Annotated in this window: 24 protein-coding genes; 5 read left to right on the top strand and 19 right to left on the bottom strand. The window is 63.9% G+C overall.

The genetic code is table 11. From position 1 onward, the window contains the following. The first annotated feature begins 187 nt into the window (after positions 1-187). Together ACMUJL_RS09050 and ACMUJL_RS09045 are read left to right on the top strand one after the other, a co-directional pair. Positions 188-745 carry a glutathione peroxidase gene (locus tag ACMUJL_RS09050; RefSeq protein ID WP_068293728.1) on the top strand — a complete coding sequence of 186 codons (558 nt, stop codon included), beginning with the start codon at positions 188-190 and terminating at the stop codon, positions 743-745. A 25-nt stretch (positions 746-770) separates the two neighbouring features. Further along, entirely contained in the window at positions 771-1,892 is a 1,122-nt protein-coding gene (locus ACMUJL_RS09045) for an acetoin utilization protein AcuC (protein ID WP_375568825.1), read from the top strand. A gap of 2 nt (positions 1,893-1,894) precedes the next feature. On the opposite strand, the gene ACMUJL_RS09040 is transcribed toward ACMUJL_RS09045, so the two are convergent. Next, positions 1,895-2,503, bottom strand: coding sequence for a TetR/AcrR family transcriptional regulator (locus tag ACMUJL_RS09040; protein ID WP_068293724.1), 609 nt, complete (start codon positions 2,501-2,503; stop codon positions 1,895-1,897). Positions 2,504-2,615: 112 nt separating this feature from the next. On the opposite strand from ACMUJL_RS09040, the gene ACMUJL_RS09035 reads away from it, so the two are divergent. Then, positions 2,616-3,614, top strand: a complete 999-nt coding sequence (locus tag ACMUJL_RS09035; protein WP_375568828.1) for a zinc-dependent alcohol dehydrogenase family protein — start codon at positions 2,616-2,618, stop codon at positions 3,612-3,614. Here the strand turns inward: ACMUJL_RS09035 and ACMUJL_RS09030 are convergent, their stop codons facing one another. Genes ACMUJL_RS09030 through ACMUJL_RS09015 form a run of 4 tightly spaced genes read right to left on the bottom strand, consistent with a single transcriptional unit; the run spans position 3,615 to position 8,503 of the window. Further along, entirely contained in the window at positions 3,615-4,424 is an 810-nt protein-coding gene (locus ACMUJL_RS09030) for an enoyl-CoA hydratase/isomerase family protein (RefSeq protein WP_375568830.1), read from the bottom strand. Then, the gene (locus ACMUJL_RS09025) at positions 4,421-6,046 is read right to left on the bottom strand and encodes an AMP-binding protein (protein WP_375568832.1); all 1,626 of its coding nucleotides are present in this window, start codon (positions 6,044-6,046) and stop codon (positions 4,421-4,423) included. The genes ACMUJL_RS09030 and ACMUJL_RS09025 overlap by 4 nt, the downstream gene beginning before the upstream one ends. Beyond that, a complete protein-coding gene (locus tag ACMUJL_RS09020; protein WP_375568834.1) occupies positions 6,043-7,233 on the bottom strand; it encodes a thiolase family protein in 1,191 nt (396 codons plus the stop codon). Before ACMUJL_RS09020 ends, ACMUJL_RS09025 begins: the two co-directional genes overlap by 4 nt. Before the next feature lie 52 nt (positions 7,234-7,285). Further along, positions 7,286-8,503 carry a cytochrome P450 gene (locus ACMUJL_RS09015; RefSeq protein WP_068294358.1) on the bottom strand — a complete coding sequence of 406 codons (1,218 nt, stop codon included), beginning with the start codon at positions 8,501-8,503 and terminating at the stop codon, positions 7,286-7,288. 450 nt (positions 8,504-8,953) lie between these two features. On the opposite strand from ACMUJL_RS09015, the gene ACMUJL_RS09010 reads away from it, so the two are divergent. After that, positions 8,954-9,556 carry a glutathione S-transferase family protein gene (locus ACMUJL_RS09010; RefSeq protein ID WP_375568836.1) on the top strand — a complete coding sequence of 201 codons (603 nt, stop codon included), beginning with the start codon at positions 8,954-8,956 and terminating at the stop codon, positions 9,554-9,556. A gap of 48 nt (positions 9,557-9,604) precedes the next feature. On the opposite strand, the gene ACMUJL_RS09005 is transcribed toward ACMUJL_RS09010, so the two are convergent. From ACMUJL_RS09005 to dctP, 4 genes are all read right to left on the bottom strand, one after another. Continuing rightward, on the bottom strand, positions 9,605-11,158 hold the full coding sequence (locus ACMUJL_RS09005; protein WP_416914229.1) for a class I adenylate-forming enzyme family protein: 1,554 nt from the start codon (positions 11,156-11,158) through the stop codon (positions 9,605-9,607). Between the two features lie 13 nt (positions 11,159-11,171). Continuing rightward, entirely contained in the window at positions 11,172-12,476 is a 1,305-nt protein-coding gene (locus ACMUJL_RS09000) for a TRAP transporter large permease (protein WP_375568840.1), read from the bottom strand. Further along, on the bottom strand, positions 12,476-12,958 hold the full coding sequence (locus tag ACMUJL_RS08995) for a TRAP transporter small permease subunit (RefSeq protein WP_375568842.1): 483 nt from the start codon (positions 12,956-12,958) through the stop codon (positions 12,476-12,478). The genes ACMUJL_RS09000 and ACMUJL_RS08995 overlap by 1 nt, the downstream gene beginning before the upstream one ends. 69 nt (positions 12,959-13,027) lie before the next feature. Beyond that, the gene (dctP, locus tag ACMUJL_RS08990) at positions 13,028-14,074 is read right to left on the bottom strand and encodes a TRAP transporter substrate-binding protein DctP (protein ID WP_375568844.1); all 1,047 of its coding nucleotides are present in this window, start codon (positions 14,072-14,074) and stop codon (positions 13,028-13,030) included. Between the two features lie 268 nt (positions 14,075-14,342). On the opposite strand from dctP, the gene ACMUJL_RS08985 reads away from it, so the two are divergent. Next, on the top strand, positions 14,343-15,605 hold the full coding sequence (locus ACMUJL_RS08985; protein WP_375568846.1) for a thiolase family protein: 1,263 nt from the start codon (positions 14,343-14,345) through the stop codon (positions 15,603-15,605). A gap of 55 nt (positions 15,606-15,660) precedes the next feature. Here the strand turns inward: ACMUJL_RS08985 and ACMUJL_RS08980 are convergent, their stop codons facing one another. The 10 genes from ACMUJL_RS08980 to ACMUJL_RS08935 all read right to left on the bottom strand — a co-directional run bounded on the left by ACMUJL_RS08980 (position 15,661) and on the right by ACMUJL_RS08935 (position 25,219). Further along, entirely contained in the window at positions 15,661-16,188 is a 528-nt protein-coding gene (locus ACMUJL_RS08980) for a TRAP transporter small permease (protein WP_375568848.1), read from the bottom strand. Positions 16,189-16,244: 56 nt separating this feature from the next. Continuing rightward, a complete protein-coding gene (locus ACMUJL_RS08975) occupies positions 16,245-17,219 on the bottom strand; it encodes a TRAP transporter substrate-binding protein (RefSeq protein ID WP_068293691.1) in 975 nt (324 codons plus the stop codon). 28 nt (positions 17,220-17,247) lie between these two features. Then, positions 17,248-18,531: a TRAP transporter large permease gene (locus tag ACMUJL_RS08970; protein WP_375568850.1), complete on the bottom strand. Its 1,284-nt coding sequence runs from the start codon at positions 18,529-18,531 to the stop codon at positions 17,248-17,250. Between the two features lie 3 nt (positions 18,532-18,534). Next, a complete protein-coding gene (locus ACMUJL_RS08965) occupies positions 18,535-20,040 on the bottom strand; it encodes an amidase (protein ID WP_375568852.1) in 1,506 nt (501 codons plus the stop codon). Positions 20,041-20,173: 133 nt separating this feature from the next. Continuing rightward, positions 20,174-21,178 carry a LysR substrate-binding domain-containing protein gene (locus tag ACMUJL_RS08960; protein ID WP_416914228.1) on the bottom strand — a complete coding sequence of 335 codons (1,005 nt, stop codon included), beginning with the start codon at positions 21,176-21,178 and terminating at the stop codon, positions 20,174-20,176. Positions 21,179-21,282: 104 nt separating this feature from the next. Then, positions 21,283-21,894 (bottom strand): urease accessory protein UreG, encoded by a 612-nt coding sequence (ureG, locus tag ACMUJL_RS08955; protein WP_068293679.1) that lies wholly within the window; start codon positions 21,892-21,894, stop codon positions 21,283-21,285. Beyond that, positions 21,891-22,541, bottom strand: coding sequence for an urease accessory protein UreF (locus tag ACMUJL_RS08950; RefSeq protein WP_375573960.1), 651 nt, complete (start codon positions 22,539-22,541; stop codon positions 21,891-21,893). The genes ureG and ACMUJL_RS08950 overlap by 4 nt, the downstream gene beginning before the upstream one ends. A gap of 1 nt (position 22,542) precedes the next feature. After that, complete coding sequence (locus ACMUJL_RS08945; protein ID WP_082896399.1) at positions 22,543-23,097, bottom strand: urease accessory protein UreE; 555 nt, start codon at positions 23,095-23,097, stop codon at positions 22,543-22,545. Positions 23,098-23,114: 17 nt separating this feature from the next. Further along, positions 23,115-24,875, bottom strand: a complete 1,761-nt coding sequence (ureC, locus tag ACMUJL_RS08940; protein WP_375568857.1) for an urease subunit alpha — start codon at positions 24,873-24,875, stop codon at positions 23,115-23,117. 38 nt (positions 24,876-24,913) lie between these two features. Next, on the bottom strand, positions 24,914-25,219 hold the full coding sequence (locus ACMUJL_RS08935) for an urease subunit beta (RefSeq protein ID WP_375568859.1): 306 nt from the start codon (positions 25,217-25,219) through the stop codon (positions 24,914-24,916). Positions 25,220-25,229 lie beyond the last annotated feature (10 nt).

Raw genomic sequence — 25,229 nt, 5'->3', positions numbered from 1 at the left:
CCTGCTGCGCCATCTGGGGCCGAAGTGCCGCCAATGGCAAGGCATGGCGCATGTTTGGGTGATCTGCGACAAACTGCCGATCATGTGCCGCGTCACTGGACAGCAGTTCGATATCGCCTATCTGTCCCTGCAAGCCGAAGACGAGTCCGGCCGTGGCCATTGATCCTCGACGCGAAAGCCTGAACTGATGACCCTTCTGCAGAAAACCTACCCTGCCATCCTTCTTACGATGCTGTTGGCCGTGGCTTCGGTGATCCTGACCTACCCCGCGAATGCGCGTGGCACGTTCATGTTCGATTCCATCGACGGTGGTGTCTTGTCCCTGGACGATTGGCGCGGTCAGCCCGTTCTAGTGGTGAACACGGCATCGCGCTGCGGCTATACCGGGCAGTATGACGAACTTCAGGCGCTCTATGATCGCTACAGGGATCGTGGCCTTGTGGTGCTTGCCGTGCCGTCCAACGATTTCCGCCAGGAACTGGCCACCGATGCCGAAGTCGCCGAGTTCTGCGAGGTCAATTTCGGGCTGGATTTTCCGATGACCACGATCACCTCGGTCAAGGGGGCGTCGGCGCACCCATTCTACCAGTGGCTTTCGCGGACCGAAGGTTTCGTGCCGGGATGGAACTTCAACAAGGTCCTGATTGCACCCGATGGCAGTGTCGCGGGCACATTCGGCTCGCCGGTCAAGCCGCTGTCGGGCCGGATCACCAGCCAGATCGAGGCGATGCTGGCCAAGGGCTGATCAGAACGGCCTGCCTCATGCGCACATGAATCCCCCTCTTTTCATCGGCTCTGAGATTTACAGAGGGTCCAGTTACGGCGACTGGCACCCGCTGCGTGTGCCGCGCGTGTCCACGGTCATGGACCTGTCCCGTGCCCTGGGATGGCTGGACGCATCCGCCTATGTCACCAGCCCGCGGGCCAAGCCCGCCGCCTTGGCGCTCTGGCATGATCCGGCCTATATCGCGGCCCTCCAACAGGCCGAATCCGAGGGGCAGGTCACGCCCGAAGTCCGCGCGCGCCACAATATCGGCACCCACGCCAACCCGGTCTTTCCCGAGGTGTTTCGCCGCCCTGCCACATCGGCAGGCGGTGCGCTGCTTGCAGGCGAGATCCTGGCGCGACCCGGCGTCGTCTATGCACCGGCAGGTGGCACGCATCATGGCATGCCGGATCACGCCAACGGGTTTTGCTATTTCAACGATCCGGTTCTGGCGATCCTGTCGCTGCGCCGCCAGGGCCTGCGGCGCATCGCCTATGTCGATATCGACGCGCACCATTGCGACGGGGTGGATCATGCCTTTCGCGATGATCCCGATGTTCTGCTGGTGTCGACCCATGAGGTGAACCGCTGGCCACGCACCGGCGCGCTGACGGATGCGGGGGCGGGCAATGTGTTCAACCTGCCGCTGCCCAAGGGGTTGAACGACACCGAGATGGCGCTGATCCGTGATCGGCTGATCCTTCCGGCAGTTGCCCGTTTCGCCCCCGACGCGATTGTGCTGCAATGCGGTGCTGATGCGCTGGCCGAAGACCCGCAGTCACGTTTGACCTTGTCCAATGGGGCGCTCTGGTCGGTTGTCGCGTCGCTGGGTGCCTTGACCAACCGTTACCTGGTTCTGGGCGGCGGCGGGTATAATCCCTGGTCCGTCGGTCGCGCCTGGACGGGTGTGTGGGCTACCCTGACGGGGCAGGAGATACCCGAAAGGTTGCCCCCCGAGGCCGAGGATGTGCTGCGCGGTCTGGTCTGGCGGGGCAACCGGCGCGGGCGTACCCCGCCGGATCACTGGTTCACCACCCTGCGCGATGCGCCCCGGCATGGTGCGATCCGTCCCGAAATCCGCGTGGATCTGGATCTGCTGTCCGCAAGGTTCGCCGCAACGGTCTGAAATCAGGCGCCCTTGCCTTCATAGGCCGTGCGGAACACGCCCATGATCTGGCGGGCCACGGTGCGCGCGTCATGTCCCCTGGCCGTATCGAACCAGATCGGAGCCCAGTTCAGCGCGCCGAACAGATGCAGCCGCAACAGCGTGCGATCCACGTCCTGCGGCAGGCTCAAGGCACTGAACAGATCCCGGAATATCTGCTCGTAGCGACGCCGCTCCACGCGGATCTGGGCGCTGATCCCCTCACGCTCTCCCAGGAATTCCGGGGACACGATCGCGACCAGGTTGCCGGTTTCGATCAACCCTTCCAGATGTGCCGTGGCGGCCGCCTCAAGGCGGTCCCAGGGGCCGAAATCGCCGTCATCCGCCGCAGCCAAGGCCGCGCTGACGCGCGCCTCCATCACCGCGACAACACGCTGGTGCAGGGCAAGGAACAGGGCTTCCTTCGACTCGAAATGGTAGTAGAGCGAACCGGGCAACATGCCGACGGCGCTGGCGATATCGCGCATTGACGTGCCGTCATAGCCCTTCGCGGCCATCAACTCCCCGGCGCGGTCCAGCAATTCCTCGCGCCTGTTGCCTGGCGCTGTTGTCTCTGTGTCTGGGTCTGTCATGGTCGAGCCTGTCTTGTTCTTGTGTGGAACAGGGGTTGTTGCGCGGGTGGGGTCATGTCGATATAGCTGACGAACGAACGATTGTTAACTATCTTCCGCAAGCAGGTTCGACATGAGCGAAAACACCATCCGCGCCATTGAAGCAACAGGAAATGGCCTGACAGAGCTTGCTGTCACGACAAAATCGGCACCAGCCGCGCCTGGACCCGGCGAAGTGACGGTGGACATGATGATCGTGACGATCAATCCGGCTGATCTGCTGATGCTGGAGGGGCTTTATGGCGTGCGTCCGCCAGCACCTTTTGTGCCCGGAAGCGAGGGGGTGGGCCGCATCAGCGCCGCAGGGCCCGATGTCACGCTCAGGCCCGGCGATATCGTGATGCCGATGCCAGGCAATACCTGGACCGAACAGGTTACGTTGCCGGCGCGCCATGTAGTGCCGCTGCCCGCCGATGTCGATCTGGATCAGGCGGCCATGCTCAAGGCGAACCCGGCGACCGCGCTGGTGATGCTCGAGGATATCGTGCCCCTGCAGGCGGGTGACTGGGTGATCCTGAACGCGGCCAATTCGGCCGTCGGGCAGAATGTCGTCAAGGTCGGCGCCGCGCTGGGCCTGCGGATCGCCTGCGTGGTGCGACGCGAGGGGGCGGCACAGGCGTTGCGCGCGCTGGGCGCCGAGGTCGTGATCGTGGACGATGGCACCGGGCCCGCGCCCTGTTTGCCCGATGGCGCAAAGGCGCGTCTGGCGCTGGATGCCATCGGTGGCGCCGCGACCGAGCGTCTGGCAGCCGCCGTGGCGGATCGGGGCACGGTCGTCAATTACGGTCTCTTGTCCGGCGAAAGCCCGCGCCTCAGCGCGCATGACCTGGTATTTCGCGGGTTGACCCTGCGCGGCTTCTGGCTGGCGTCATGGTTCGCCACGGCAGGGCCCGCGCGGATCAAGCAGGTCTATGCCCAGCTTGTGGCTTGGCTGGGCGAGGGGCGAATCGGTGCCAAGGTCGATGCGCATTACCCGATTGAACGCGCTGCCGAGGCCGTGGCCCATGCCGCCCGCGAAGGGCGCGACGGCAAGGTGCTGATCACGACCCGGTTCCATACTGGTCCTGCCTGATCAGGGATTGCGGATGTCGCCGCCGTTGCGGTTCATCCGGGCCATGATCTCGATCGCCTCGTCCTGCACCATGAGGTCGCAAAACAACGTACGCTCAAGTGCCATCCGGTCCGGATCGGGACTGGCGCTACGGATCAGCCGCTTGATATGCGCCAGCGCCAGCGGCGGGTTGGCGATCATCCGGCGGGCCATCGCCAGCGCGTGATCCAGAACGGGACCGGTGACACAGGCATTGACCAGCCCGGCCGCCGCGGCCTCGTCCGGTGCAAAGGTCCGACCCGTCAGACAGTATTCAAGCGCGCGCGCCTGCCCGGCCAGCAGCGGCAGGCGTTGTGTGCCGCCGGCCCCCGGCAGGATGCCAAGGTTCACCTCTGGCAGGCCGATGGGATAGTCCCCCGCCTGCGCAAGGCGGATGTCGCAGGCCAGGGCCAGTTCGAACCCGCCGCCCATCGTTGCCCCGTTGATCGCCGCGATATGGGGTTTCGCGCTGTCCTCGATCCGGCGCATGGCGCGATGCAGCGCCGGTTCCGGCACGGGCCTGTCAGGGGTGAAGACCATCCCGCGCGCCGCCATCTTGCGCGCGCGTTCCTCAAGGATGCGGACATCGTAGTGGCGGATGAAGACGCCCTCCTGCCCGCCGGTCAGGATCACCGCACGGACGCTGCTGTCAGCTTCGGTCTGATCGAGCGCGGCGGTCAGCCCGGCTTCGGTACCCTCGTCCATGAACCCTTCGGGTGGGTTGGAAAACCGGATCACTGCGATCGCGCCATCCCGGGTCACCTCGACCCTGCCGGTATCGGGTCCGCTCATGCTCTTGCCTTTCTGATGGTCGCCTTTGCGTGGCGCAGATCCATTGCGGCCGGATCGGCGCAGGGATCGGCCCCGTCAGGGTAAAGGCGGTGTTTCTGCACTTTCTGCGTGCCGGTCACAGGCAGGCTGTCGCGGAACACGATCCAGCCCGGCAACTTGTAATGGGCCAGACGGTCTCGGGCGAAGTCCAGAGCGGCCATGGCTGTCGCCTGTCCCGGCGCATGTCCGGGGGCGGGCACGATGGCGGCGAAAACCTCTTCATCGCGCATGGCGTCCGGCACCGCGATCACCGCGACAGCCCCAACGGCCGGGCAGTCGATCAGCGCATTCTCGACCTCGGCGGCCGAGATGTTCTCGCCCGAGCGACGGATGATGTTCTTGGCGCGTTCGACGAACATCAGCATCCCGTCTTCGGCCTGTGTCACCACATCGCCGGTGTGAAACCAGCCATCGCGCCAGGCCTCTTCGGTCGCCTGATCGTTCTTGAGATAGCCCTTGAAGAAGCCTTGGCGCGGATCGGGGCCGGGCGCGCGCACGACCAGCTCGCCTGGCGTGCCGCGCTGCACCTCGCGCCCCGCATCGTCCACCACCCTGGCCAGCAGATGTTCAGGCAGCGGGCGGCCAAAGGCGCGGGTGTCGATCTGGCGCGGCTCATGGCAATCGGCCAGAAAGCGCCCCGTCTCGGTCATGCCCCAGACCTCGACCATGGGCAGGTTGAACCGTTCCTCGAAAGCGCGGTGGATCGCAGGGTCAAGCCCCGCGCCAAGGCCATAGCGCAAACCATGAGTCCTGTCCTGTGGACGTGGTGGCGCCTTCATCAGGACAGGCGGGATGATCCCCAGATAATGCATCGCCGTGGCGCGGCTTGCCGCCAGATCGTCCCACCATGTCTCGGCGTGGAACCTGTCCGGGACGATCAGGCAGACGCCTTTGAGAAGCGCCATCGCGATCGTGTTGATCCCGGCGTTGACGTGGAAATAGGGCAGGGGAATGAAGATCCGTTCAACCCCGTCGCGCACCGTCAGCGCACCGCCATGTCCCGCATACATCCGCCCGACCGCAAAGGCATAGTCATTGTCGATGATCGCCCCCTTGGGGCGCGAGGTTGTCCCGGAGGTATAGATCAGCGCGATTTCGGTGTTCAGGCCGGGCTGTCCATCCTGCGCGGGCCGTGGCGCGGGCGGAGGTGTGAATTCCGCCGGTATGCTGTCATCGCTCCAGACCATCACGGGAATATCCGACACATCCGAGATCTTGGCCCGGTTCCACGGCAGGCTGATGGCGATGTTCACGGCGGAATGGTCCAGCAGATACGCCATCTCGTGGTGCAGGTAGTAGGGATTGACGGGGACCTGGGACACGCCAAGCTGGTTCAGCGCCAGGAAATGCATCACATGGGCGGGATGATTGTCCAGCGCCAGCGCCACGCGATGCCCCGGCCCCCAGCCAGCCTTTGCCCATGCATCGGCCAAAGTGTCCACCGCGCCCAGCATCCCGGCAAAGCTGATCTCGGTCCCTTGCGGCAGGTAGGGCCGGCCGGCGCGCGGGGGCACGCACAGAAATGGCCGCTCTCCGTAAGCTGCGACGATCTGCGCCAAAGCTTCGTAGAGCGTCTGCATCATGCCCTCTCGATCAGCATGGCCATGCCTTGACCGGCACCCAGGCACATCGACAGGATCGCGCGGCGTCCGCCTGTATCCTCAAGGTGCTGCATCGCGGTCAGGCACATCCGCACACCGGTGACGCCGGGCGGATGACCAAGGCTGATGCCCCCACCGTAAAGGTTGTGGATCTCGCGCGGGATGCCAAGCTGCGCCTCGGCATGGATGTTCACGGCGGCGAAGGCCTCGTTGATCTCGACATAGTCGATATCGGCCATCCGCAGGCCCTGCTTGTCCAGCAATGCGCGGATCGCGGGCACCGGGCCATGGCCCATGATGCGGGGCGGCACCCCCACGACGGTCCAGTCGACGATACGGGCGCGCGGTGCAATGCCCTTGCCCTCCAGCGTGGCACGGTCGCCCACCAGAACGAAAGCCGCGGCATCATTCACGGTCGAGGCATTGCCCGCCGTGACCTTGCCCCCCGCGCGGAAGGCCGGACGCAGGCGGGCCAGTTTTTCCGGCGTGGCATCGGCGCGCACGCATTCATCGGTATCGAAGATCCGCATGGCACCCTTGCCCGCCTTGGGGTCGGCCACATCAACGCCCATGATCTGCCGCGCCAGAAAGCCCGAGGCCTGCGCCGCAAGGGCGCGGCTCTGGCTCATCGCGCCCCAGTCGTCCATTGCGGCGCGGGTCAGTGCGTAATCTTCGGCCAGGTTTTCGGCTGTCTCGCCCATGTATTCCTGGCTGAAAGGGCAGCGATAGGCCCAGTCCAGCATGTCCTCCATCACGGCAGGCCCCCGCTTGACCCCGCCGCGCAGGGTGGTGACGGCGTGCGGCACACGGGAATAGCTTTCGGCACCGCCCGCGATCGCCAGACGCGAATGGCCGCTGTCCACCTGTTGCGCTGCCGACAGGATCGCTTGCAGACCCGAGGCGCAGGCCCGCACCACCGCCAGCGCCCCGGAGGATTCCGGCAACCCGGCCTTGATCCCGACGACGCGCGCGCCGAACAGGCTGTCGCGCCCCGATGGCACGGTGGACGCCAGCACGATGTGATCCAGGTCGGCGCCGTTGATGCCTGCCCGCGCGATACAGCCGGCGGCCACAGTCGCCGCCAGGTCGGTCATCTCGATCCCGCTGAGGGACCCGTCGAATGCCCCCAGCGCACTGCGGATGCCGCCAGCGATGACTGTCTCTGCCATGGTGTTCCTATCCTTTGCTGTTGCGGAACGTTATCCGCAAGGATGATGCGCGTCAGTGCAATTCCACCGGCATGACGCGCGGACCGCGCATGATGATGGTTGCATGCCATTCGATAGGTTCCTGCGCCAGCTTCAGTGTCGGCAGTCGCTGAACCAGCCGGGGAAAGGTCACCTCGGCCTCCAGCCGCGCCAGGGCCGCACCCATGCAGAAATGCGGACCATATCCGAATGTCAGGTGCCGGTTCGGCTTGCGGGTGATGTCGAATTCATCAGGCCGAACGAACACATCGGGGTCCTGGTTGGCGATGTTGATCATGGCAAAGACACGCTCGCCCGGGCGCAGGGTCTTGTCATGCAGCCGATGCTCTGTCGCCACCAGCCGCGCCATGGACCCGGACGGGCCATCCAGCCGCAGGCATTCCTCGACCGCGGATTTCGCAAGCTCGGGCTTGTCAGCCAGCAACCGTGCCGCTTCGGGATGGGCGATGAACTTGGCCATGCCCCCGGCCAGAAGGTTCGCGGACGTTTCATGCCCACCGAACATGACCAGCATGCAGGCGGCGACCAGTTCATCCTCGGTCATGGCGTCATCGGCTTCGCGCGCGGCGATGAAGGCCGAGATAAGGTCATCGCGCGGTTCGGCCCTGCGCTCTGCGATCAGACCCCGGAACAGGGCTGCCATCTCCTGCGCGCCTTCGGCTGCGCGTTCATACTTGTCGGGTGCATTGCGCGCCGATCCGATGAACAGCTGCATCCGGTCGGAACAGGATTTCAGGTGGAACATGTGGTCCCGCGGCACGCCAAGCAGGTCCATGATGACCATCGCGGGCAGTTGCATGGCGAAATCGTTGACGAAATCGAAAGCTTGCCCGCGCGGCAGCCGATCCGTCAGCATGTCGCAGATATTTTCCACGCCGGGGCGCAGCACTTCGACCGCGCGCATGGTGAAGGCGCGGCTCATCAACTGGCGCAGCCGGGTATGTTCGGGCGGATCACGGAACACCAGCCACAGCGTCAGATAGCGCATCAGTTCGGATAGAACGCTTTTCTCTGCCGCAGGCAGGTTCTCATAGAAGGGCTTGATCCGGTCGACCGACATCTCGGTCGAGGTGAGGGCCACCTTGACATCGTCATAGCGTGTCAGGACCCAGGCTTTCAGCTTGGGACTCCAATGGGCCGGATCGTGACGTTGCAGCGCCAGAAGCGAGGGGTAGGGGTTCCTGACCACTTGTGGAAGCGTCGGATCGTAATACGCCGTCGCCGATTTCAACGGGTTGTTCAAGGGCTCCTCCCGGTCATGCCTGGCGCGATTCACTTTTTGGTTGCATCTAGTGTGTTTCGCGCCGTCTTACTAGCAACAGTCAATTCACCAAGCAATCGTTTGCTTGACTATTGCATCAGCTTTCCGCATTGTCCAGTAATGCCGCGTCCGGGAGGGCGTGCCTTATGCCGAAAACGGGTCAACCCGGGGTTCAGTGCGCATGGCGCAAAGCGTCGGGAATATGCGATCCGAACAGGATTTGCGTGGCGCCGCGGCGCAGGAACCTTGCGACGTTCGCCCCGCGGTTTCCGCTTCTGCGATGGTCGGGGCCACCCGGATCTGGCGGGGCGTAATCCCCCATGTCAGCTTGCAACTTGTGGGCTTGCTTCTGGTGACAAGCTTTCCGATGCTGATGCGATGGCAACCGGCGATGATGCTGGGCAATTTACGGAGACACGCATGATCCTGTTCACCAACCTGACCTCGCCCTTTGCCCGTCTGGCGCGTATCACGGTGATCGAAAAGGGCCTTGCCGACAGGGTCGAGGTGCGCGTGACCGATCCATGGGGTGGTGATCCCGCATTCGTGGGTGGCAATGTCCACGAACGGGTGCCTGCCCTGATCACCGAAGACGGAACCGGTATTTCCGAAAGCGCGATGGTGCTGAATTGGCTGGATCAACTGGCGCCTGAGCCACCCTTGTTCCCCAAGCAGGGGCTGGCGGCGATGTTGCGGCAGGCCGGCGCGGCACTTGGCGCGATCGATGTCATGGCGGCCATCATCATCACCCGCAAGTCCGCGCCGGACTTCGACAACATGGTCATTGGGCAAAAGCGGTTCCGCACCGTCAATGCGGCCTTCGATCAGCTTGAGGCGGCCCCCCCCCGCGACATGGCCGAGGGGCCGGACATGGCCTCCATCGCCACGGCCACGGCGCTGGATTATGCGGCGTTCCGTTTCCCGGACCGGGACTGGCTGGGCAGCAGACCGAACCTGGCCGCATGGCGCGCGCGCCAGGCGGGGCGCGCCTCGCTCGACACCACAATGCCGCGCGACGCCTGAGGACGGATCACCGCAACCTCGACCTGTCGGCGGCCTGTCCGGCGATGTTCAGATCCTGGTCTCCGACCAATAGGGATCGCGCAGCAGCCGTTTGAGAACTTTGCCCAGGGCGTTGCGGGGAAATTCCTCGCGCAGCTCCACGGCATGCAGGCGCTGGTATTTTGCTAGCCGCTCATTTGCCCAATCCATGATCGCGGCGGGGTCCGCATCTCCACGCGGGATCACCAGGGCCAGACATGTCTCGCCCCATTTTTCATGCGGCACGCCGATCACGCAGACATCGGCCACGGACGGGTGCTGACCCACGACCGCCTCGACATCCGTAGGAAAGACATTGAACCCACCCGAGATGATCATGTCCTTCTTGCGGTCGATGATGGTCAGATAGCCATCCTCGTCCAGCACTCCCACATCACCGGACCGGATGAATGTCCGCCCATGTGCGTCGTGCCAGATCAGCGCCTCGGTCAGGTCGGGCTGGTCGTTGTACTCGCGCAGCATGCCCGCGCCATAACCCACGATCTCGCCGGGTTGACCGGGCCGGCATTCGCGCCCCTCCGCATCGATCACCCGCATGTCGAAACCCATCACGGGCGTGCCGACAGTGGCGAACTTGTCGTCCGGCTCGCCAGGTTTGAGGATCGCGGCGAAGCCTTCGGAAAAGCCGTACAGCTCGCACAGGCCCGGTGTCAGACGTTCGAGAACCTTTTTCTTCACATCACGCCGCAAGGGTGATCCGGCACAGAGCACACGCTGCAAGGATGATGTATTCGCCCCGGCCAGGGCCGGATGATCCAGGATCATGATGAATTGCGCCGGCACCATGAAGCTGTGGGTGATCTGCCGCGCCTTGACTGTCTGCAGAAAGCCTGCCGGATCGAAGGCGGGCATCACATGCAGCGTGCCGCCCGCGAAAAGCGTGGGCAGCATCACGATCCATGTGCCGTTGGAATAAAGCGAGGTCGTGGTCAGCGTGCGCGCATCCGATGTGATGCCCAGTTCGATCGCGTTGGAAAACGCAAAGTGCAGCCGCGCGGCATGTGTCTGCACGATCCCCTTGGGCAGGCCCGTGGTGCCGGATGAATAGATGATGTTGAAATCATCCCCCGGACGGTGGCGTATGCTGGGCACCGTGGCGGGATGGCCCACGACGAAATCCTCAAGCGGGATCCAGTCCGCGCCTGAAAAGCCGAATGCGATCCAGCGGCTGACCTGCCCCAGATCGGCGCGTACACCGTCCAGCCGGTCCCGGAAACCTGCACTGGCAAAGGCGCGGGTTGCGCGGCTGTCCGCGATCAGCCCGGCCATCTGCGCGCTGGTCAGCAAGCCCGACAGCGGCACGGCGCAGCCGCCCGCGCGGATCACGCCAAAGACCACTTCCAGCATCTCGACGGAATTGTCCATCAGCACCGCCACGCGGTCGCCGCGCTGCAATCCATCCGCGATCAGCGCATGTGCGATGCGGCTGATGCCCGCGTCGAAATCGCCCCATGTGCGGCTGACATCGCCACAGACCACCGCCATGCGCCTTGCCTTGAATCGTCCGTGTTGGGCCAGCATGTCGCTGATGTTCACGAAGGGCTGATCCAGCAATTCGGTCATGTCGTCATCCTTCCTACATTGTCGTCGGCAGCCAGGTGACCAGCGCCGGAAAGGCGATCAGCAAGCCAAGCACCACGAATTCGATCGCGATGAAAGGCGTGATCCCGCGAAACAGCTCGCCCGGTTTCAGCGCGCCGTTGGCCGCCGCCAGAACCGCATAAAGGTTCAGGCCCACGGGCGGCGTGATGGCGGCAATCTCGATCAGCTTGATGATGATCACGGCAAACCAGATCGGGTCGATCTGCAACGCCTGCGCGATGGGATAAAGAAACGGCACCGCGATCACCAGCAGCGAGACAGAGTCGATGAACATCCCCAGCACGAGAAAGATCGCGATGGTGATGAGCAGGAAACCCGTCACGCCCAGGTCGCTTGCGATCACAAAGCCGCGCACCTCGCCGATGAAGCCGCTGATCAGCAGGAAGCGGCTGAAGATCAGCCCCGCGATCACGATGGCAAAGATCATGGCCGATATGCGCGCCGCCTCGAGTAGCGCCTCCCAGATGTCGCGCCCGCCGATCCGGCGCATCGAAAGCGCGATCACCAGTGCGCCTGCCGCGCCTACGGCCCCGGCGGCGGAAGGCGGGTAATATCCTGCATAGATGCCCCCCATGACCAACGTCATCAGCAGAAGGACGCTCCAGACCTTGGCCATCGCCCGGCCCCGCATCCCCCAGGTGATCGTCATCTTCGAAGGCGGCGCCCATTCCGGACGAAAGATCAGCATCACCCGGACGCCGATCATGTAGGCCCCCGCTGTCAGCACGCCGGGAATGATGCCGGCGATCAGCAGCTCGCCCACCGGCTGCGTGGTCAGCATCGCATATAGCACCATTGCGATGGATGGCGGGATCAGCCCGGCCAGCGTGCCCGCCGCCGCGATGCAGCCCCCGGCGATGCCGCCGTTGTAGCCAAAGCGCAGCATTTCCGGCAGGGCCATCCGGGTGAAGACGCTGGAGGCAACGACGGTCGACCCCGAAGCTGCGGCAAAACCTGCCTGCGCGATGATCGTCGCCATCAGCAGGCTGCCCTTGATGCGGTCCAGCATGTAATGCGCGGCGGTATAGAGATCGCTGATGATGCCCGCACGCCCGGCGATCCCGCCCATCAGCACGAACATCGGCACGACCACGAATGTATAGTCGCTGGTCAGCGTATAGGGCGTGGTCTGAAACGTCGTGAACAGGAAGGTGGACCCGACCGTCAGATACATCCCCGCAGCCGCAACAACCCCCAGGGCAAAGGCCACGGGGACACCCATCGCCAGCAATCCCAGAAGCGCCGCGAAGGCGATCAGACCTGTCTCGAGCCCGCCCATCAGATACGCCCGTTCCGGCCGCGCCACATCCCGAGGATCAGCCGCCCGATCTGGATGGTGAGGACCAGCAGCACCAGGCTTGCGCCGATGGCGCAGGCCAGTTTCGCGGGCCATATCGGATAGCCAAGGGTCGCGGCCGATTTCTCGCGGATCGCAAGACTGTCGAGCGCCACCTTCCATGTGCCGCGCGCGATCAGCGCGAAAAAGACAAAGCCTGCCAGTTTTGCAATTATCGCGCGCGGGATGACACTCCAGCGCGGAAATATTCCAGAAAAAAGGTCAACATTTATATGTTCATTGCGTGATTGAACCAGCGGCCATGCCAGGAAGATGGCGGCAGCCGTCAGCGTGCCCGACATGTCGACCTTGAAGGCCAGAAAGACGCCAAGCACTTCGCCCGCGACGATATCGGTCACCCCGACGAGCATGACCACGGCCAGGGCAATCGCGGCGACGGCACTGGCCAGTCTTTCAATCAGCATGATCCCTCCTGTTGGGCGGCGTGGCACGGGCGGCCATTTGGAATGGCCGCCCGATGACATGTCAACGCGTCAGTTCTGGAAGGATTTTTGCGCCTCGCGCATCGGTCCGACAAGGGGGGCGATCTTGTCCGCCATCCCGGCTTCGGTCATGCGCTGTTCCCAGATGCTGATCATGTCGGGGGATTTCGCCACCAGCGCATCCATGTCCGACAGGTTCACGATCTGACCGCCTGCTGCCTTGTATGCCTCGACGGCCTTGGCCGCCGCGTCTTCAAGTGCCGCCTGGTCCTTGGCCATCGCCTCTTGGGCGACTTCGGTCATCAGGTCACGCACCTCCTGCGGGAAGGCGTCCCAGGCGGATTTCGCGACATAAAGCTGGAAGGTGGTGAAGCTGCCAGTGTTGATGTCGGACCAGTAGGGCGCTGCGGTTTCGAACCCCGAGAAGGTCGCCCATTCGATCGGACCGAAGTTGCAGTCAAGCGTGCCGCGCGTCAGGCCTTCGCGGATCTCGGTCGCCTGCACGCGGGTCGGCACCATGCCCAGCGTTTCCATCCAGATCGGAACATAGGCCCCGCCCACCGCGCGCACCCGCAGCCCGGCCAGGTCGGCCGTGCTGTTGATCGGACGATTGCACTGCAAGGTATAGGTCGAGGGGACGGTCCATTTCAGAACATGCAGGTTCTGGGCCCCCAGTTCGTCGCGAACGGGATCGGTGGCGTATAGCGCGCCTGCCAGCGTATCCGCCACCGCAGGGCTTGCCGACACGCGGTTGAGCAATCCGGCCGACACCGATGTCAGCGGCAGTTCCTCGGCATGGACAGCCTGGGCGAAGACACCCAGGTCGACAGCGCCGTTCGACACAAGTGACTTGATCTCGGTCAGGCTGCCGATCTGGCCGGCCCAGAAGACCTCGATCTGGATCTTGCCGCCGGACCGGCGGGCGACTTCCTCGGCCCACCAGCCGTCCCATTCCGCGGCTGGCCAAGTTTGCGGCAGCGGATGCGCCAGGCGCAATGACAGCGACGGATAATCCTGTGCCGTGACCTGTGCTGCCGTTCCAGCCAGCAGGCCCGCCATGGCGCCGGTGATGGCGATAGCCTTGAAAATCGGTTTCATTACAACGTCCTCCCTGATCGTTGGTTGATCTTTGTCTTGCCCTCCTGCATCCCTTCTCCCTGATGCGGATGGCCATTCACCATGACGTCGTAGAAACAAACAGTTGTTTTCCTCAAGCCCGCCATGATCCGAATCGCGTGATCGATACCTTGAAGCGATGATCGTTCCATGACATAAATCAAATGATTGTTTGGCGACTGTCAAACATAAAGATCGATGAAAAGAGCCAATTCCCCGGGATCGACCCGGGATCGGAAGGAAACCCGGCATGCGTGACGTCTATATCCTCGGCACTTCCTGCACCGTGTTCGGCAAGCGGCCTGATGCCGGCTTCAAGGACCTCACCCGAGAGGCCTATCTGGATGTGTTGGCCGATGCCGGGCTTGAAACCGGGGCCGATATCGAGATGGGGTGGTTCGGCAATTGCGGCATGGGCACCTTCGGGCAGCGCAACATCCGCGGGCAGGTCTGCTTCACCCCGCTGGTGCGCGAGGGGCTGTTTCCCGAACGTGTCGGCATGATCAATGTCGAAGGCGGATGCGCCACGGCGTCTATGGCCTTTCATGGTGCATGGAAGGATATCCTGTCGGGGCAGGCCGAGGTGTCGCTGGCCATCGGTGTGGAAAAGACCTTCTTTCCCGGGGATGCGGCCCGTACGCAGGAAATCTTTGACGGTGGCATCGACCAGCTGGATCCCGAGGAATGGCACGCCTATTACGCCGCGCGGGGGCAGGAGGCTGGCAAGCCCTTCGACGCCAAGGCGGGGGGCGGCACCGTCTTCATGGATACCTATGCGATGCAGGCCGCCTGGCACATGCAGCGCCATGGGACGACGCAGCGCCAGATCGCCATCGCCGCGTCCAAGAACCACAATCACGGATCGCTGAACCCCAAGGCGCAGTATCGTTTCAAGGTCGCGGTGGATGATGTGCTGGAGGATCGGCCGATTTCCTACCCGCTCACTCGGTCCATGTGCGCGCCCATCGGGGATGGTGCCGCGGCGGCGATCCTGTGTTCCGGGGATTTCCTGCGCGCCCAGCCCGCCGATGTGCAGGCCCGCGCGGTCAAGGTCCGCGCCTCGGTCCTGACGGGCGGCAAGTATCGCGCCCCGGAAGAGCCTGGCCTGTCCCGTGTCGCCGCGCAAAAAGCCTATGCGGCCGCGGGCCTGACACCCGCCGATGTGGACCTTGCCGAGGTGCATGACGCCACGTCCTTCTGCGAGATCTTCCAGGCCGAGATGCTGGGCTTCTGTGAAGATGGCAAGGGCGGCGCGCTGATGGAATCGGGCGCAACGGCGCTGGGTGGCCGCCTGCCCATCAACCTTTCCGGCGGACTTGTGTCCAAGGGTCACCCCGTCGGCGCCACGGGTCTGTCCATGATCCACGAATTGACGTTGCAACTGCGCCACGAGGCAGGCGACCGTCAGGCGGAAAAGGCGCGCATCGCCCTGGCGGAAAACGGTGGTGGCGTCATCGGCTTTGACGAGGCTGCCTGTTCAGTCATCCTGCTTGAGGGTCCTGCAGGGGCGTGACCGTCCGCCTGGTCTTGCCCCGAATATCCCTGTTCGGGATCGCAGCTGCCAAACCTCAATCCAGTTGCGCCGGGCCTTCGTCGTTTGTGGTGCCTTCGGCCCAGCGTGCGGCAAGGTGCAGCAGGATGATGATCATCGACAATGGCACCGAGACCGATATCCAGACCATCGGTATCCCAAGCGTGTCGGCCGTCAGCCCGGACTGGCGTCCAAGGTAGCCTTTGGCCAAACCGCCCTTCAGGCCCATGAAGCAGAAATAGACCACCGGCAGCACGAATGTCAGAACCGCCGCGCTTTGGATCGCCTCGGACAGATGCCCAAGGACATGCGGGCGCGCGGGAAACACGCTCTCCATCAGGACCGCGTCCGCGCGGGTCTTGAAAGACAGGGTTGCCCCCAGAAGCCCGGTCCAGACCATTGCGTATCGGGCAACATCCTCGGTCCAGACAGGAGGCGCGAAGAACACGTAACGCGCTATGATCTGGATCATCACCGTGCAGAACATCAGGCAAACCGCAAGGACCGCGATGCGGCGCACAGCCTGGTGAACACCATTGCTGAGGCCGATGATCATCCTGCGCATCATGTATCTCCGCTCGAATGGGATGGGCGGGCCGGGTGACGGCCCGCCGTTCCGGCTTAGCGATTGGCGTCGGACAGATCGGTCCAGATCTTGACGTCGGCGCTGGGCATCAGGTCGGATTCGTAGACGGCCTTGGATGCCGCACGAAAGACGGCGCGTTCCTCTGCGCTCAGGCGCTGGACCGTCACGCCCTTTTCCTCAAGCGCGGTCAGACCGGATTCCGAGGCTTTGGCCAGCCAGTCGCGGTTGGCCGCATCCGCCGCGACAACGGCGGCATCCACGGTCGCGCGCTCGGCGTCGCTCAGCCCGTCATACCATGCCTTTGACATGATCACGGCCCGCATCGGAATGATCACGCCCGCGTCGGAAAAATTGCGCACGAAATCGGTCTGGCCGAACATCACCGGCACGAAAGGCGAGTTCAGGTAGCCATCGATCACACCGGTCTGCAAGCCGGCAGGTACTTCGCCCCACGGCACGATCGTGCCGCTGGACCCCCAGGCCTGGTACATCGCGATCTGGGCATCATCCAGCGCCCGCATCCGCAGGCTGGACATGTCGGCAGGGCTGCGCACCGCCTGCGTGGTGGTGATGATCCCCGAGGACGGGCCGATCGGCACAAGGGCGGCCACCCGCACGTCCTGTGCCGCAAGGCTCTTGTTCAGGCGGTCGAACACCTGTCCTGCGGCAATCGCCCGATCCATGTGGGCGGCGTCATCGAAGATATAGGGCAGGCGTACGCCGTAGATGAAGGGATCGACCTGCGCGACTGAGCGCACGTCCGACAACGACACCTCCAACAGGCCGGTCGAAACCTGGTCGAATTTCTCGGCCTCGTTTCCGACAGAGCCCGCAGGCATTTCGCGCGGCTCCATCCCGCCGGCTTTGAGTGCGTTGCCGAAAGCAAAGGCCCAGTTGTAGGATCCCGATTGCTCCATGTCGGGTTTGCCATCCAGCGCGATCTTGACCTCGGCCGTGGCCGTGGTGGACATGGCCAGCAGTGCGGCCAATGTGAGTGCCTTGAGTTTCATGAGGTACCTCCCAGTTCCCAGTTCGTCGTCAGTTCACGGAAAAGCCGAACAGGCGTGGCAATGCGAGGCTGAGGCTTGGCCAGTAGACCAGCGCCAGCAACACAAGAACCTGCACGGCGATGAAGGGCAGCGCCGTATAGGCCAGCCGCCAGTAATTCAGATTGGTCAGCGCCGCGACGACGACCAGGCATTTGCCCAAGGGCGGCGTGATCAGACCCACGCAGAGGTTGAAGCACAGCACGATGCCCAGGTGGATGGGGCTGATCCCCTGCTCCAGCGCTTGCGGGGCAAACAGCGGGATCAGCAAGGTCAGCGCCACGGGCGTGTCCATGAACATGCCCGCGATCAGGAAGACCGCCATCAGAAAGAACAGGTATTTCGTCCCGGTGAGGCCAAAGCTGTCGACCCAGCCCGCCAAGGCCTGCGACCAACCCAGTTGCCCGGCAAGGTACCCCAGCACCGAGATCGCGGCGAGGATGATGAAGATCGTACCCGTCATCTTCGCGGTCGCTTCGACCGCGTCGAAAATCATGCCCCAGTCCAGCCCCTTGTAGAACTGCCCCGCCGCAAGCGCGAAAAGCACGGCGATGGCCGATCCCTCGGTCGGTGTGGCCAGCCCGAACACAAGTGACCCAAGGATGATGACGGGAAGACACAGGGCCGGCGCCGCGTTCAGAAGGCTGGGCAGAAAACGCGGCAGAGACTCGGATCTGCCCCCGGGATGGTCCTGTGCGACGGCAAGGCCTGCGTTCAGGGCCATCAGGCTGATCGCCAGGATCAGCCCCGGGATCACGCCCGCGATGAACAGGGCCGCAACCGATGTACCGGTCAGCCCGCCGTAGATGATCATGATGATCGAGGGCGGGATGATCGGGCCGATCATCGACGATGCGGCGGTGATCGCACCGGCATAATAGCGGTCGTATCCGCGCGCGGTCATTTCCGGCACGAAGGTGCGCGACAGGGCCGCGCTATCTGCAACGGCGGATCCCGAGATGCCGGCGAAGAACACGCTTGTGAGGATGTTCACATGCCCCAACCCGCCCTTGAACCGTCCCACGATGGACATCGCAAAGTCGATCAGGCTGCGCGTGACGCCGGCCCGGCTCATGATTTCGGCGGTCAGGATGAACATCGGCATCGCCATGAAGGCGAATACGTCAAGCTGCGCAAAGATCCGTTGCGGAAGGACCGACAGGAATTGCGCCTTGTCGGTTGCGATGAATGTCAAGATCGACACGGCCCCCATCAGATAGGCAAAGGCCGTGCCCGAGATCAGCAGGATGACAAAGACAACGGGGACATAATACATCGTCTATACCGCCGTCCGTAGGGGTTGCATGGCGGCATCCTTGCCGTCCGTCGGCAGTGGCGGATGCGTCACGATCGAACGCAGATCGATCCGGGACGGGGCCGTCGCCGCAAGATCCGGTCTTGGCCGGGCGGTCGCCTCCGATTGCGCGAAGAGTGTTTCGAAGGCGCGCGCGCTGGCCAGCAGGGCCTCATCCCCCCGCACCGCGCCCAGCATCTGCATTCCGAAGGGCAACCCGCTGGAATCCCGTCCGCAGGGCAGGGTGATCGCGGGCCCCCCGGACAACGAGCCGCGATAGGCCAGCGCAAGCCAGCGGTAGTAGATGTCCATTTCCTGGCCGTCGATGACCTGTGCATGTGACTGCGTCCAGGGGAAAGGGGAAACCGGGGCCGTCGGCAACAGTATGATGTCGAAATCCCGCATGACGGCATTGAAGCGACGCAGGATGCGCGTCTGTTCACCATGGGCCCAGGCCCGATCGGCCAGCGTCATGCGGCGCGCAAGGGCGACATTGGTCGCGATATGTTGGCCAAAGGCCTCGGGCGTCTTGTCCAGCGCGGCACCAAAGGCTGAGACAAAGCTTTCCGCGCGCAGGATGTCAAAGCAGCGATCCATGTCGCCCAGGGCCAGATCCGCCGGGCGGCAGTCCCGCACATGCGGGGAAATCTGGGCGATCCGCGCGAGGAAGGTCTTTCGGATCTCGGGGTCGACGGCGGCGCCGCCGAAATCCGCGCTGTAGCCTACCCGCATATCCCTGAGGTCGATGTCGGGCAGTGCCGTGAACCGGTCGGGCACGGCGGCAATCGACAAGGGGTCGTCGGGATCATGCCCCTGGCAGATCCCCAGCATCAGGATCAGGTCATCCATCGTGCGCGCCATCGGTCCCAGCACCGAAATCCCGGACCAGCCAAGCGGTCGTGTCGGATGCGCAATCACATCCACGGATGGGCGATATCCGACGATCCCGCACAAGGCTGCCGGTATCCGCAGCGAACCGCCTGTGTCCGAGCCTGTGCAAAGCGGCAAAAGCTCTGCCGCAAGTGCCGCCGCCGACCCGCCCGAGGACCCGCCCGCGATCAGGTTCGGGTCGAACGGATTGCCGGTTGCCCCCCAGACCGGATTGCGACTGTTGCCGCCTGCGCCCAGTTCCGGAACATTCGTCTTGGCCAGGACTATGGCACCTGCGGCCCTCAGGCGCGCGACCATTGGCAGGTCCCGGTCCGGCACGTTGCCGCGTGCAGCAATGCTGCCATGGGTGGTCAGCATCCCCTTTGTGTCCTGCAGATCCTTGACGCCGATGGGCAAGCCGTCCAGCGGGCCTTTCGGCTGCCCCGCCCTCCAGCGCACTGTTGCTGATCGCGCCTCTGCAAGGGCGTTCGCGGAATCCATCGCGGCAAGGGCGTTGATCTTGGGATTTACTGTTGCGATGCGATCCAGGCAGGCCGAAAGGTAATCGACCGGTGACAGGGTCCCGGACCGGAATCCCGCCAGGACATCGCATGCTGTCATTGCCGTCACGGACATGGGCAAGCCATGGGCGCAAGCCGGGTCAAAATCATCACACGCGCCCTCCCAAACCGAGTGTTTAATTAAGGTATGCTTATGAAATGCTTAAAAATAGAGCCAAATATGGCATAATACATTAACCAAATGGAATGGTCTTGAGGTCATCCGTCGCTTGCTGAAGACACTTCAGAAACAGCGACAGGGTGCCGTTCTGGGCGGTCTTGTCCCGCCGCCAGAAACAGCGCGCCTCGGATAGCAGGCCTTGCGTGTTGAGCGGCAGCATCACCATTTCCCCGCGTGCGGCATGGGTCTGCGCAAGGCGTTTCGGCATGAAACCCAGTGCCGGCATGACCCGCAGGATCTCCAGGTTCAGCGCGATGGACAAGGACGCGATCGTGTTGCTGGGCGGCGCAAGCCCATTCACCGCGAAAAGGGCGTCGATGGCTTGCCGTGCGACAGAGTTCGTTTGTGGCAAGATCCAGGGGAATGCGGCCGCGTCTGACCATGTCGGCTCTGTCTCGTTCCCGAGCGGATGATCGCGCCCGCCAACGACAAGAACAGGTTCCGAAAACAGCGCCATCTGATCGATGCCCGGCATTTCCTGTGGCTGCCATATCCGCGCAATCAGGACATCGATCATGCCCGCTTCGAGTTCGGGCAACAGTTCCACGAAATGCCCTTCCTGGATGGATATGTTGGCCTGGGGCGCGCTACGTTTGAACAGCGCCAGCGCACCCGGCAACAGGGTCGGCGCGACCGAGCTGACAACGCCGACCGAGACCGATCCCGATAGGCCGCTGGCCATGGCCTCGATGTCGAAGGCTGCGCGATCCAGCTGATTGAGGGCCTGCTGCGCATGTTCGGCAAGTCTTTGGCCTATCGGCGTCAGGTAAAGCCGGTTGCGTTCGCGCGTGACCACGGGCACGCCCACGATCTTTTCAAGCTCGGCTATTTGCTTGGACACGGCGGGCTGCGTGACGTTGAGGGCCTCGGACACGCGCGCCACCAGTTTCAGATCGGCAAGGGCCACGATCACCCGCAGATGGCGCAGGGTGATCAGCCTGAAGGGGTCATTGTTGGAAATCGGCCAGCTCCTCATGTGTCGCTGGCCGTAGAATGTCACGTTTTTCGGATCGGGCAATAGCCGCAAGGGCAGGGAGGCCGCATGGGGTTCATTCGGCCTTTCGTTCGGCCGATGTCACACCAAGGCTGATCGGCATGTCCCTTTCCCTTTGGCGGACAGGATCAGAGGCCGCCGATGTTCTTGATCAGACCCACGACATCATCCAGCCCCTCGCTTCTGCGCAGGGAGGCAAAGACGAAGGGTCGCCCCGCCCGCATCCTTGTCGCGTCGCGCTCCATCACCTCGAGCGAGGCGCCAACATGCGGGGCAAGATCGGTCTTGTTGATCACAAGGATATCGGACCGCGTGATCGCAGGCCCGCCCTTGCGCGGGATTTCCTCGCCTGCCGCAACGTCGATCACATAGATCGTCAGGTCCGCAAGTTCAGGGCTGAAGGTAGCCGACAGGTTGTCACCGCCGCTTTCGATCAGGACCACCTCGACCTCGGGGTGGCGCGCGCGCATTTCCGCGACAGCCGCCAGGTTGATCGAGGCATCCTCGCGGATGGCCGTGTGGGGGCAACCGCCCGTTTCCACCCCGATGATGCGGTCCATGGGCAGGACCTGCATCCGCATCAGCGCCTCGGCGTCTTCCTGGGTGTAGATGTCATTGGTGATCGCACCTACCGAATAGTCATCACGCAAGGCGCGGCACAGGGCTGCGGTCAGGGTTGTCTTGCCTGCGCCGACAGGACCGCCGATGCCGATCCGCAAAGGGCCATGGGGTGAAGTCATGATCTGAAAAGCCTTGTGTACTGGGTTTCATGTTTCATCGCCGCGATATCGGCCAGGATGGCGCAGCCGCCCAGATCGTCCAGACCATCGCCGGCCAATGCCTCTTGCGCCAAGAGATCGCAGAGCGGGGTCATCGCGGCCAGCACGCGCTGTCCTTCGGTCTGGCCAAGCGGCACCAATCGCATCGCCGCACCGGTCAGGTTGGAGGCAAAGCCATGCAGATAAAGCGGCAGCACCTGTTCCAGCCCCACACCGATGAGGGCGGCAGCCCTGCCAACGGCAACCGGATAGCACAGCGTCGGCAGGTCGATTGCCCATATGTCTGCGGTCGTGCGCACGAAGGCCGCCCCCTGTGCCGTTGTCTCCAGCAACCGTTCGGCCGAGGGCGCAAGCGCGCGGGCGACGGCATCCACGTCGCGCAAGGCCGCTGCGTCCGGGGCCCGGTATGCCGCGGCCAGCAGGATCGCATCGTTGCGGCCGGTGCCATATTCAAGGATGTCCGCCAGCCATTCCTGAAAGCCTGCGGCATCGGTGACATCGCCCGCGCCCACGGCCCATTCCAGCCCGTGGGAATAGCTGAACCCCCCCACCGGATAAGCGGGCGACAGCCATTGCATCAGCGTCACAAGATGGGGCGTCGGGATCATCTCAATGCTCATGCGCGTGATGATGATGGTCGTGACCATGTTCATGACCGTGATCGTGACCATGCGCATGCGTATGCCCATCCGAAACTGGGTTGCCATGCGCATCGCCATGGCTGTGACCATGGGTGCGGCCATGGCCATAAGCCCCGCCTTCCGGTGTGAAGGGTTCCGTCACCTCGGCCACCTCAGCCCCCAGCAGGGCCAGCATGTCGCGCATGACCTTGTCCCGCTGGATCAGCAGGCGGTCCGCTTCGATCTGGCAGGGGGTATGGCGGTTGCCGATATGCCAGGCCAGCCGCACCAGATCCGCGCCGCGCACCTCCAGCAGGGCCTCTGCGGCGGCCTGCACCGCGATCACGCGCCCGTCCGACAGGATGAACCCGTCGCCCTGGTCCACCGATACGGTCTGCGCAAGGTCGACCAGGAAGGGGGCGCCCGTCACCGTCTCCAACCGCTTGCGCCGCAGGAAGCGTGCATCATAGGTCAGAAGGCACTGATCCGTCGCGGGCGGAAGATCGGCGGCGCGAGTCAGATGATGGGTATGGGGCAGGGACATCGGATCGGCCTTTCGGATCAATACAGGAAATAGCGCTGCGCCATCGGCAGCACCGTTGCTGGCTCGCAGGTCAGCAACTCGCCATCGGCGCGCACCTCGTAGGTCTCGGGGTTCACGTCGATATGAGGTGTGGCCGTGTTCAGCTTCAGATCGGCCTTGCCGATCTGGCGTGTGTGCGTCACGGCCAGTGTTTGCTTGGCCAGACCCAGTTTGGCGCGCACCCCGTCGGCCTGCGCCGCTTCGGACACGAAGGTCACGGCGCTATGCTCCAGCGACCGCCCGTAAGCCCCGAACATGGGCCGCGAATAGACCGGCTGCGGCGTCGGGATCGAAGCGTTCGGATCGCCCATCTGCGCCAGAACGATCGTACCCGCCATCAGCACCATTTCGGGCTTCACGCCAAAGAAGGCCGGGTTCCACAGCACCAGATCGGCGCGCTTGCCCACCTCGATACTGCCGATATGGGCCGATATGCCATGCGCGATGGCCGGGTTGATCGTGTATTTCGCGATATAGCGGCGCACCCGGAAATTGTCGTTCTCGCCCGTCTCCTCGGGCAGGCGGCCGCGCTGCTTGCGCATCTTGTCGGCGGTCTGCCAGGTGCGGATCAGCACTTCGCCCACCCGGCCCATCGCCTGGCTGTCGGACGCGATGATCGAGAACGCGCCCATGTCGTGCAGGATGTCTTCCGCCGCAATCGTCTCGCGCCGGATGCGGCTTTCGGCAAAGGCCACATCCTCAGGGATGGACTTGTCCAGGTGATGGCAGACCATCAGCATGTCCAGATGTTCATCCACCGTGTTGACCGTGAAGGGCCGGGTCGGGTTGGTGGATGATGGCAGGACATTCGGCAGCCCGCAGATCTTGATGATGTCGGGCGCATGACCGCCACCCGCGCCTTCGGTGTGGAAGGCGTGGATCGTGCGGCCCTTCAGTGCCCCCACCGTGTGCTCCACGAAACCGCTTTCGTTCAGCGTGTCGGTATGGATCATCACCTGCACATCCATGGCGTCGGCGACCGACAGGCAGCAATCGATCGCGGCGGGTGTGGTGCCCCAATCCTCGTGCAGCTTCAGCGCACAGGCACCCGCCAGGATCTGCTCCTCGAGTGCGGCGGGGCGCGAGGCATTGCCCTTGCCCGCAAAGGCCAGGTTCATCGGAAAGGCATCCGCCGCCTGCAACATCCGCGCCATGTGCCAGGGGCCAGGCGTGACCGTGGTGGCCAGGGTGCCATGCGCGGGGCCGGTGCCACCGCCCAGCATGGTCGTCACGCCGGAATGCAAGGCATCCTCCATCTGCTGCGGACAGATGTAATGGATATGGCTGTCAAAGCCGCCCGCCGTCAGGATGCGCCCCTCGCCCGCGATCACCTCGGTCCCCGGCCCAACGATGATGCTGACGCCGGGTTGCGTATCCGGGTTGCCCGCCTTGCCGATCGCGTGGATGCGGCCGTCGCGCAGGCCGACATCGGCCTTGTAGATACCCGTCCAGTCCACGATCAGCGCATTGGTGATGACCGTGTCCACCGCCCCGCCCGCGCGGGTGACCTGGCTTTGCCCCATCCCGTCGCGGATCACCTTGCCCCCGCCGAATTTGACCTCTTCGCCGTAGATGGCGGCGTTCGGCCCGCTGCCGCCGCTCATGGCGCTGCCCACGGCCAGCGCCGTCAGGTCACGCTCGACCTCGATGATCAGGTCGGTATCGGCCAACCGCAGCCGGTCGCCGGTCGTAGGGCCATACATGGCGGCATAATCGGGGCGGGAAATCTTGACGGGCATCGGTTCGATCCTTTGACGAATGATATCTGCGGCAGGGCCTAGAGCGGCCCCATCACCGCCTGGTTGAAACCCTGCACGATCCGATCCCCGCCATAGGGGATCAACTGCACCTCGCGCCGCTGTCCAGGTTCGAACCGCACGGCGGTGCCGGCGACGATATCCAGCCGCATCCCGCGCGCGGCGGCGCGGTCAAAATCCAGCGCGGGGTTGGTTTCGGCAAAATGATAGTGACTGCCCACCTGCACAGGGCGGTCGCCGGTATTTGCCACCATCAGGGTGATTGCCTCGCGCCCTGCGTTCAGGGTCAGGTCGCCGGATGTGGGGAAAAGCTCGCCGGGGATCATCGCAGCCCCC

Origin of the sequence: Seohaeicola sp. (genome assembly GCF_048006315.1) — a bacterium.
Taxonomy (GTDB): Bacteria; Pseudomonadota; Alphaproteobacteria; order Rhodobacterales; family Rhodobacteraceae; genus Seohaeicola.
Note: the sequence above shows the minus strand (reverse complement) of the source record. Positions and strands in the feature narration are given on the sequence as shown.

Excerpts from the sequence above, each read along its gene's own strand:
- ACMUJL_RS09020 (WP_375568834.1), bottom strand. The coding sequence starts at position 7,233 with ATGGCAGAGACAGTCATCGCTGGCGGCATCCGCAGTGCGCTGGGGGCA.
- ACMUJL_RS09005 (WP_416914229.1), bottom strand. The coding sequence starts at position 11,158 with ATGACCGAATTGCTGGATCAGCCCTTCGTGAACATCAGCGACATGCTG.
- ACMUJL_RS09025 (WP_375568832.1), bottom strand. The coding sequence starts at position 6,046 with ATGATGCAGACGCTCTACGAAGCTTTGGCGCAGATCGTCGCAGCTTAC.
- ACMUJL_RS08965 (WP_375568852.1), bottom strand. The coding sequence starts at position 20,040 with ATGACAGCATGCGATGTCCTGGCGGGATTCCGGTCCGGGACCCTGTCA.
- ACMUJL_RS08935 (WP_375568859.1), bottom strand. The coding sequence starts at position 25,219 with ATGATCCCCGGCGAGCTTTTCCCCACATCCGGCGACCTGACCCTGAAC.
- dctP (WP_375568844.1), bottom strand. The coding sequence starts at position 14,074 with ATGAAACCGATTTTCAAGGCTATCGCCATCACCGGCGCCATGGCGGGC.
- ACMUJL_RS09045 (WP_375568825.1), top strand. The coding sequence starts at position 771 with ATGAATCCCCCTCTTTTCATCGGCTCTGAGATTTACAGAGGGTCCAGT.
- ACMUJL_RS08945 (WP_082896399.1), bottom strand. The coding sequence starts at position 23,097 with ATGTCCCTGCCCCATACCCATCATCTGACTCGCGCCGCCGATCTTCCG.
- ACMUJL_RS08970 (WP_375568850.1), bottom strand. The coding sequence starts at position 18,531 with ATGTATTATGTCCCCGTTGTCTTTGTCATCCTGCTGATCTCGGGCACG.
- ACMUJL_RS08995 (WP_375568842.1), bottom strand. The coding sequence starts at position 12,958 with ATGCTGATTGAAAGACTGGCCAGTGCCGTCGCCGCGATTGCCCTGGCC.
- ACMUJL_RS09035 (WP_375568828.1), top strand. The coding sequence starts at position 2,616 with ATGAGCGAAAACACCATCCGCGCCATTGAAGCAACAGGAAATGGCCTG.
- ACMUJL_RS08985 (WP_375568846.1), top strand. The coding sequence starts at position 14,343 with ATGCGTGACGTCTATATCCTCGGCACTTCCTGCACCGTGTTCGGCAAG.
- ACMUJL_RS09030 (WP_375568830.1), bottom strand. The coding sequence starts at position 4,424 with ATGAGCGGACCCGATACCGGCAGGGTCGAGGTGACCCGGGATGGCGCG.
- ACMUJL_RS08980 (WP_375568848.1), bottom strand. The coding sequence starts at position 16,188 with ATGCGCAGGATGATCATCGGCCTCAGCAATGGTGTTCACCAGGCTGTG.
- ACMUJL_RS09000 (WP_375568840.1), bottom strand. The coding sequence starts at position 12,476 with ATGGGCGGGCTCGAGACAGGTCTGATCGCCTTCGCGGCGCTTCTGGGA.
- ureG (WP_068293679.1), bottom strand. The coding sequence starts at position 21,894 with ATGACTTCACCCCATGGCCCTTTGCGGATCGGCATCGGCGGTCCTGTC.
- ACMUJL_RS09050 (WP_068293728.1), top strand. The coding sequence starts at position 188 with ATGACCCTTCTGCAGAAAACCTACCCTGCCATCCTTCTTACGATGCTG.
- ACMUJL_RS08950 (WP_375573960.1), bottom strand. The coding sequence starts at position 22,541 with ATGATCCCGACGCCCCATCTTGTGACGCTGATGCAATGGCTGTCGCCC.
- ACMUJL_RS09010 (WP_375568836.1), top strand. The coding sequence starts at position 8,954 with ATGATCCTGTTCACCAACCTGACCTCGCCCTTTGCCCGTCTGGCGCGT.
- ACMUJL_RS09040 (WP_068293724.1), bottom strand. The coding sequence starts at position 2,503 with ATGACAGACCCAGACACAGAGACAACAGCGCCAGGCAACAGGCGCGAG.
- ACMUJL_RS08975 (WP_068293691.1), bottom strand. The coding sequence starts at position 17,219 with ATGAAACTCAAGGCACTCACATTGGCCGCACTGCTGGCCATGTCCACC.
- ureC (WP_375568857.1), bottom strand. The coding sequence starts at position 24,875 with ATGCCCGTCAAGATTTCCCGCCCCGATTATGCCGCCATGTATGGCCCT.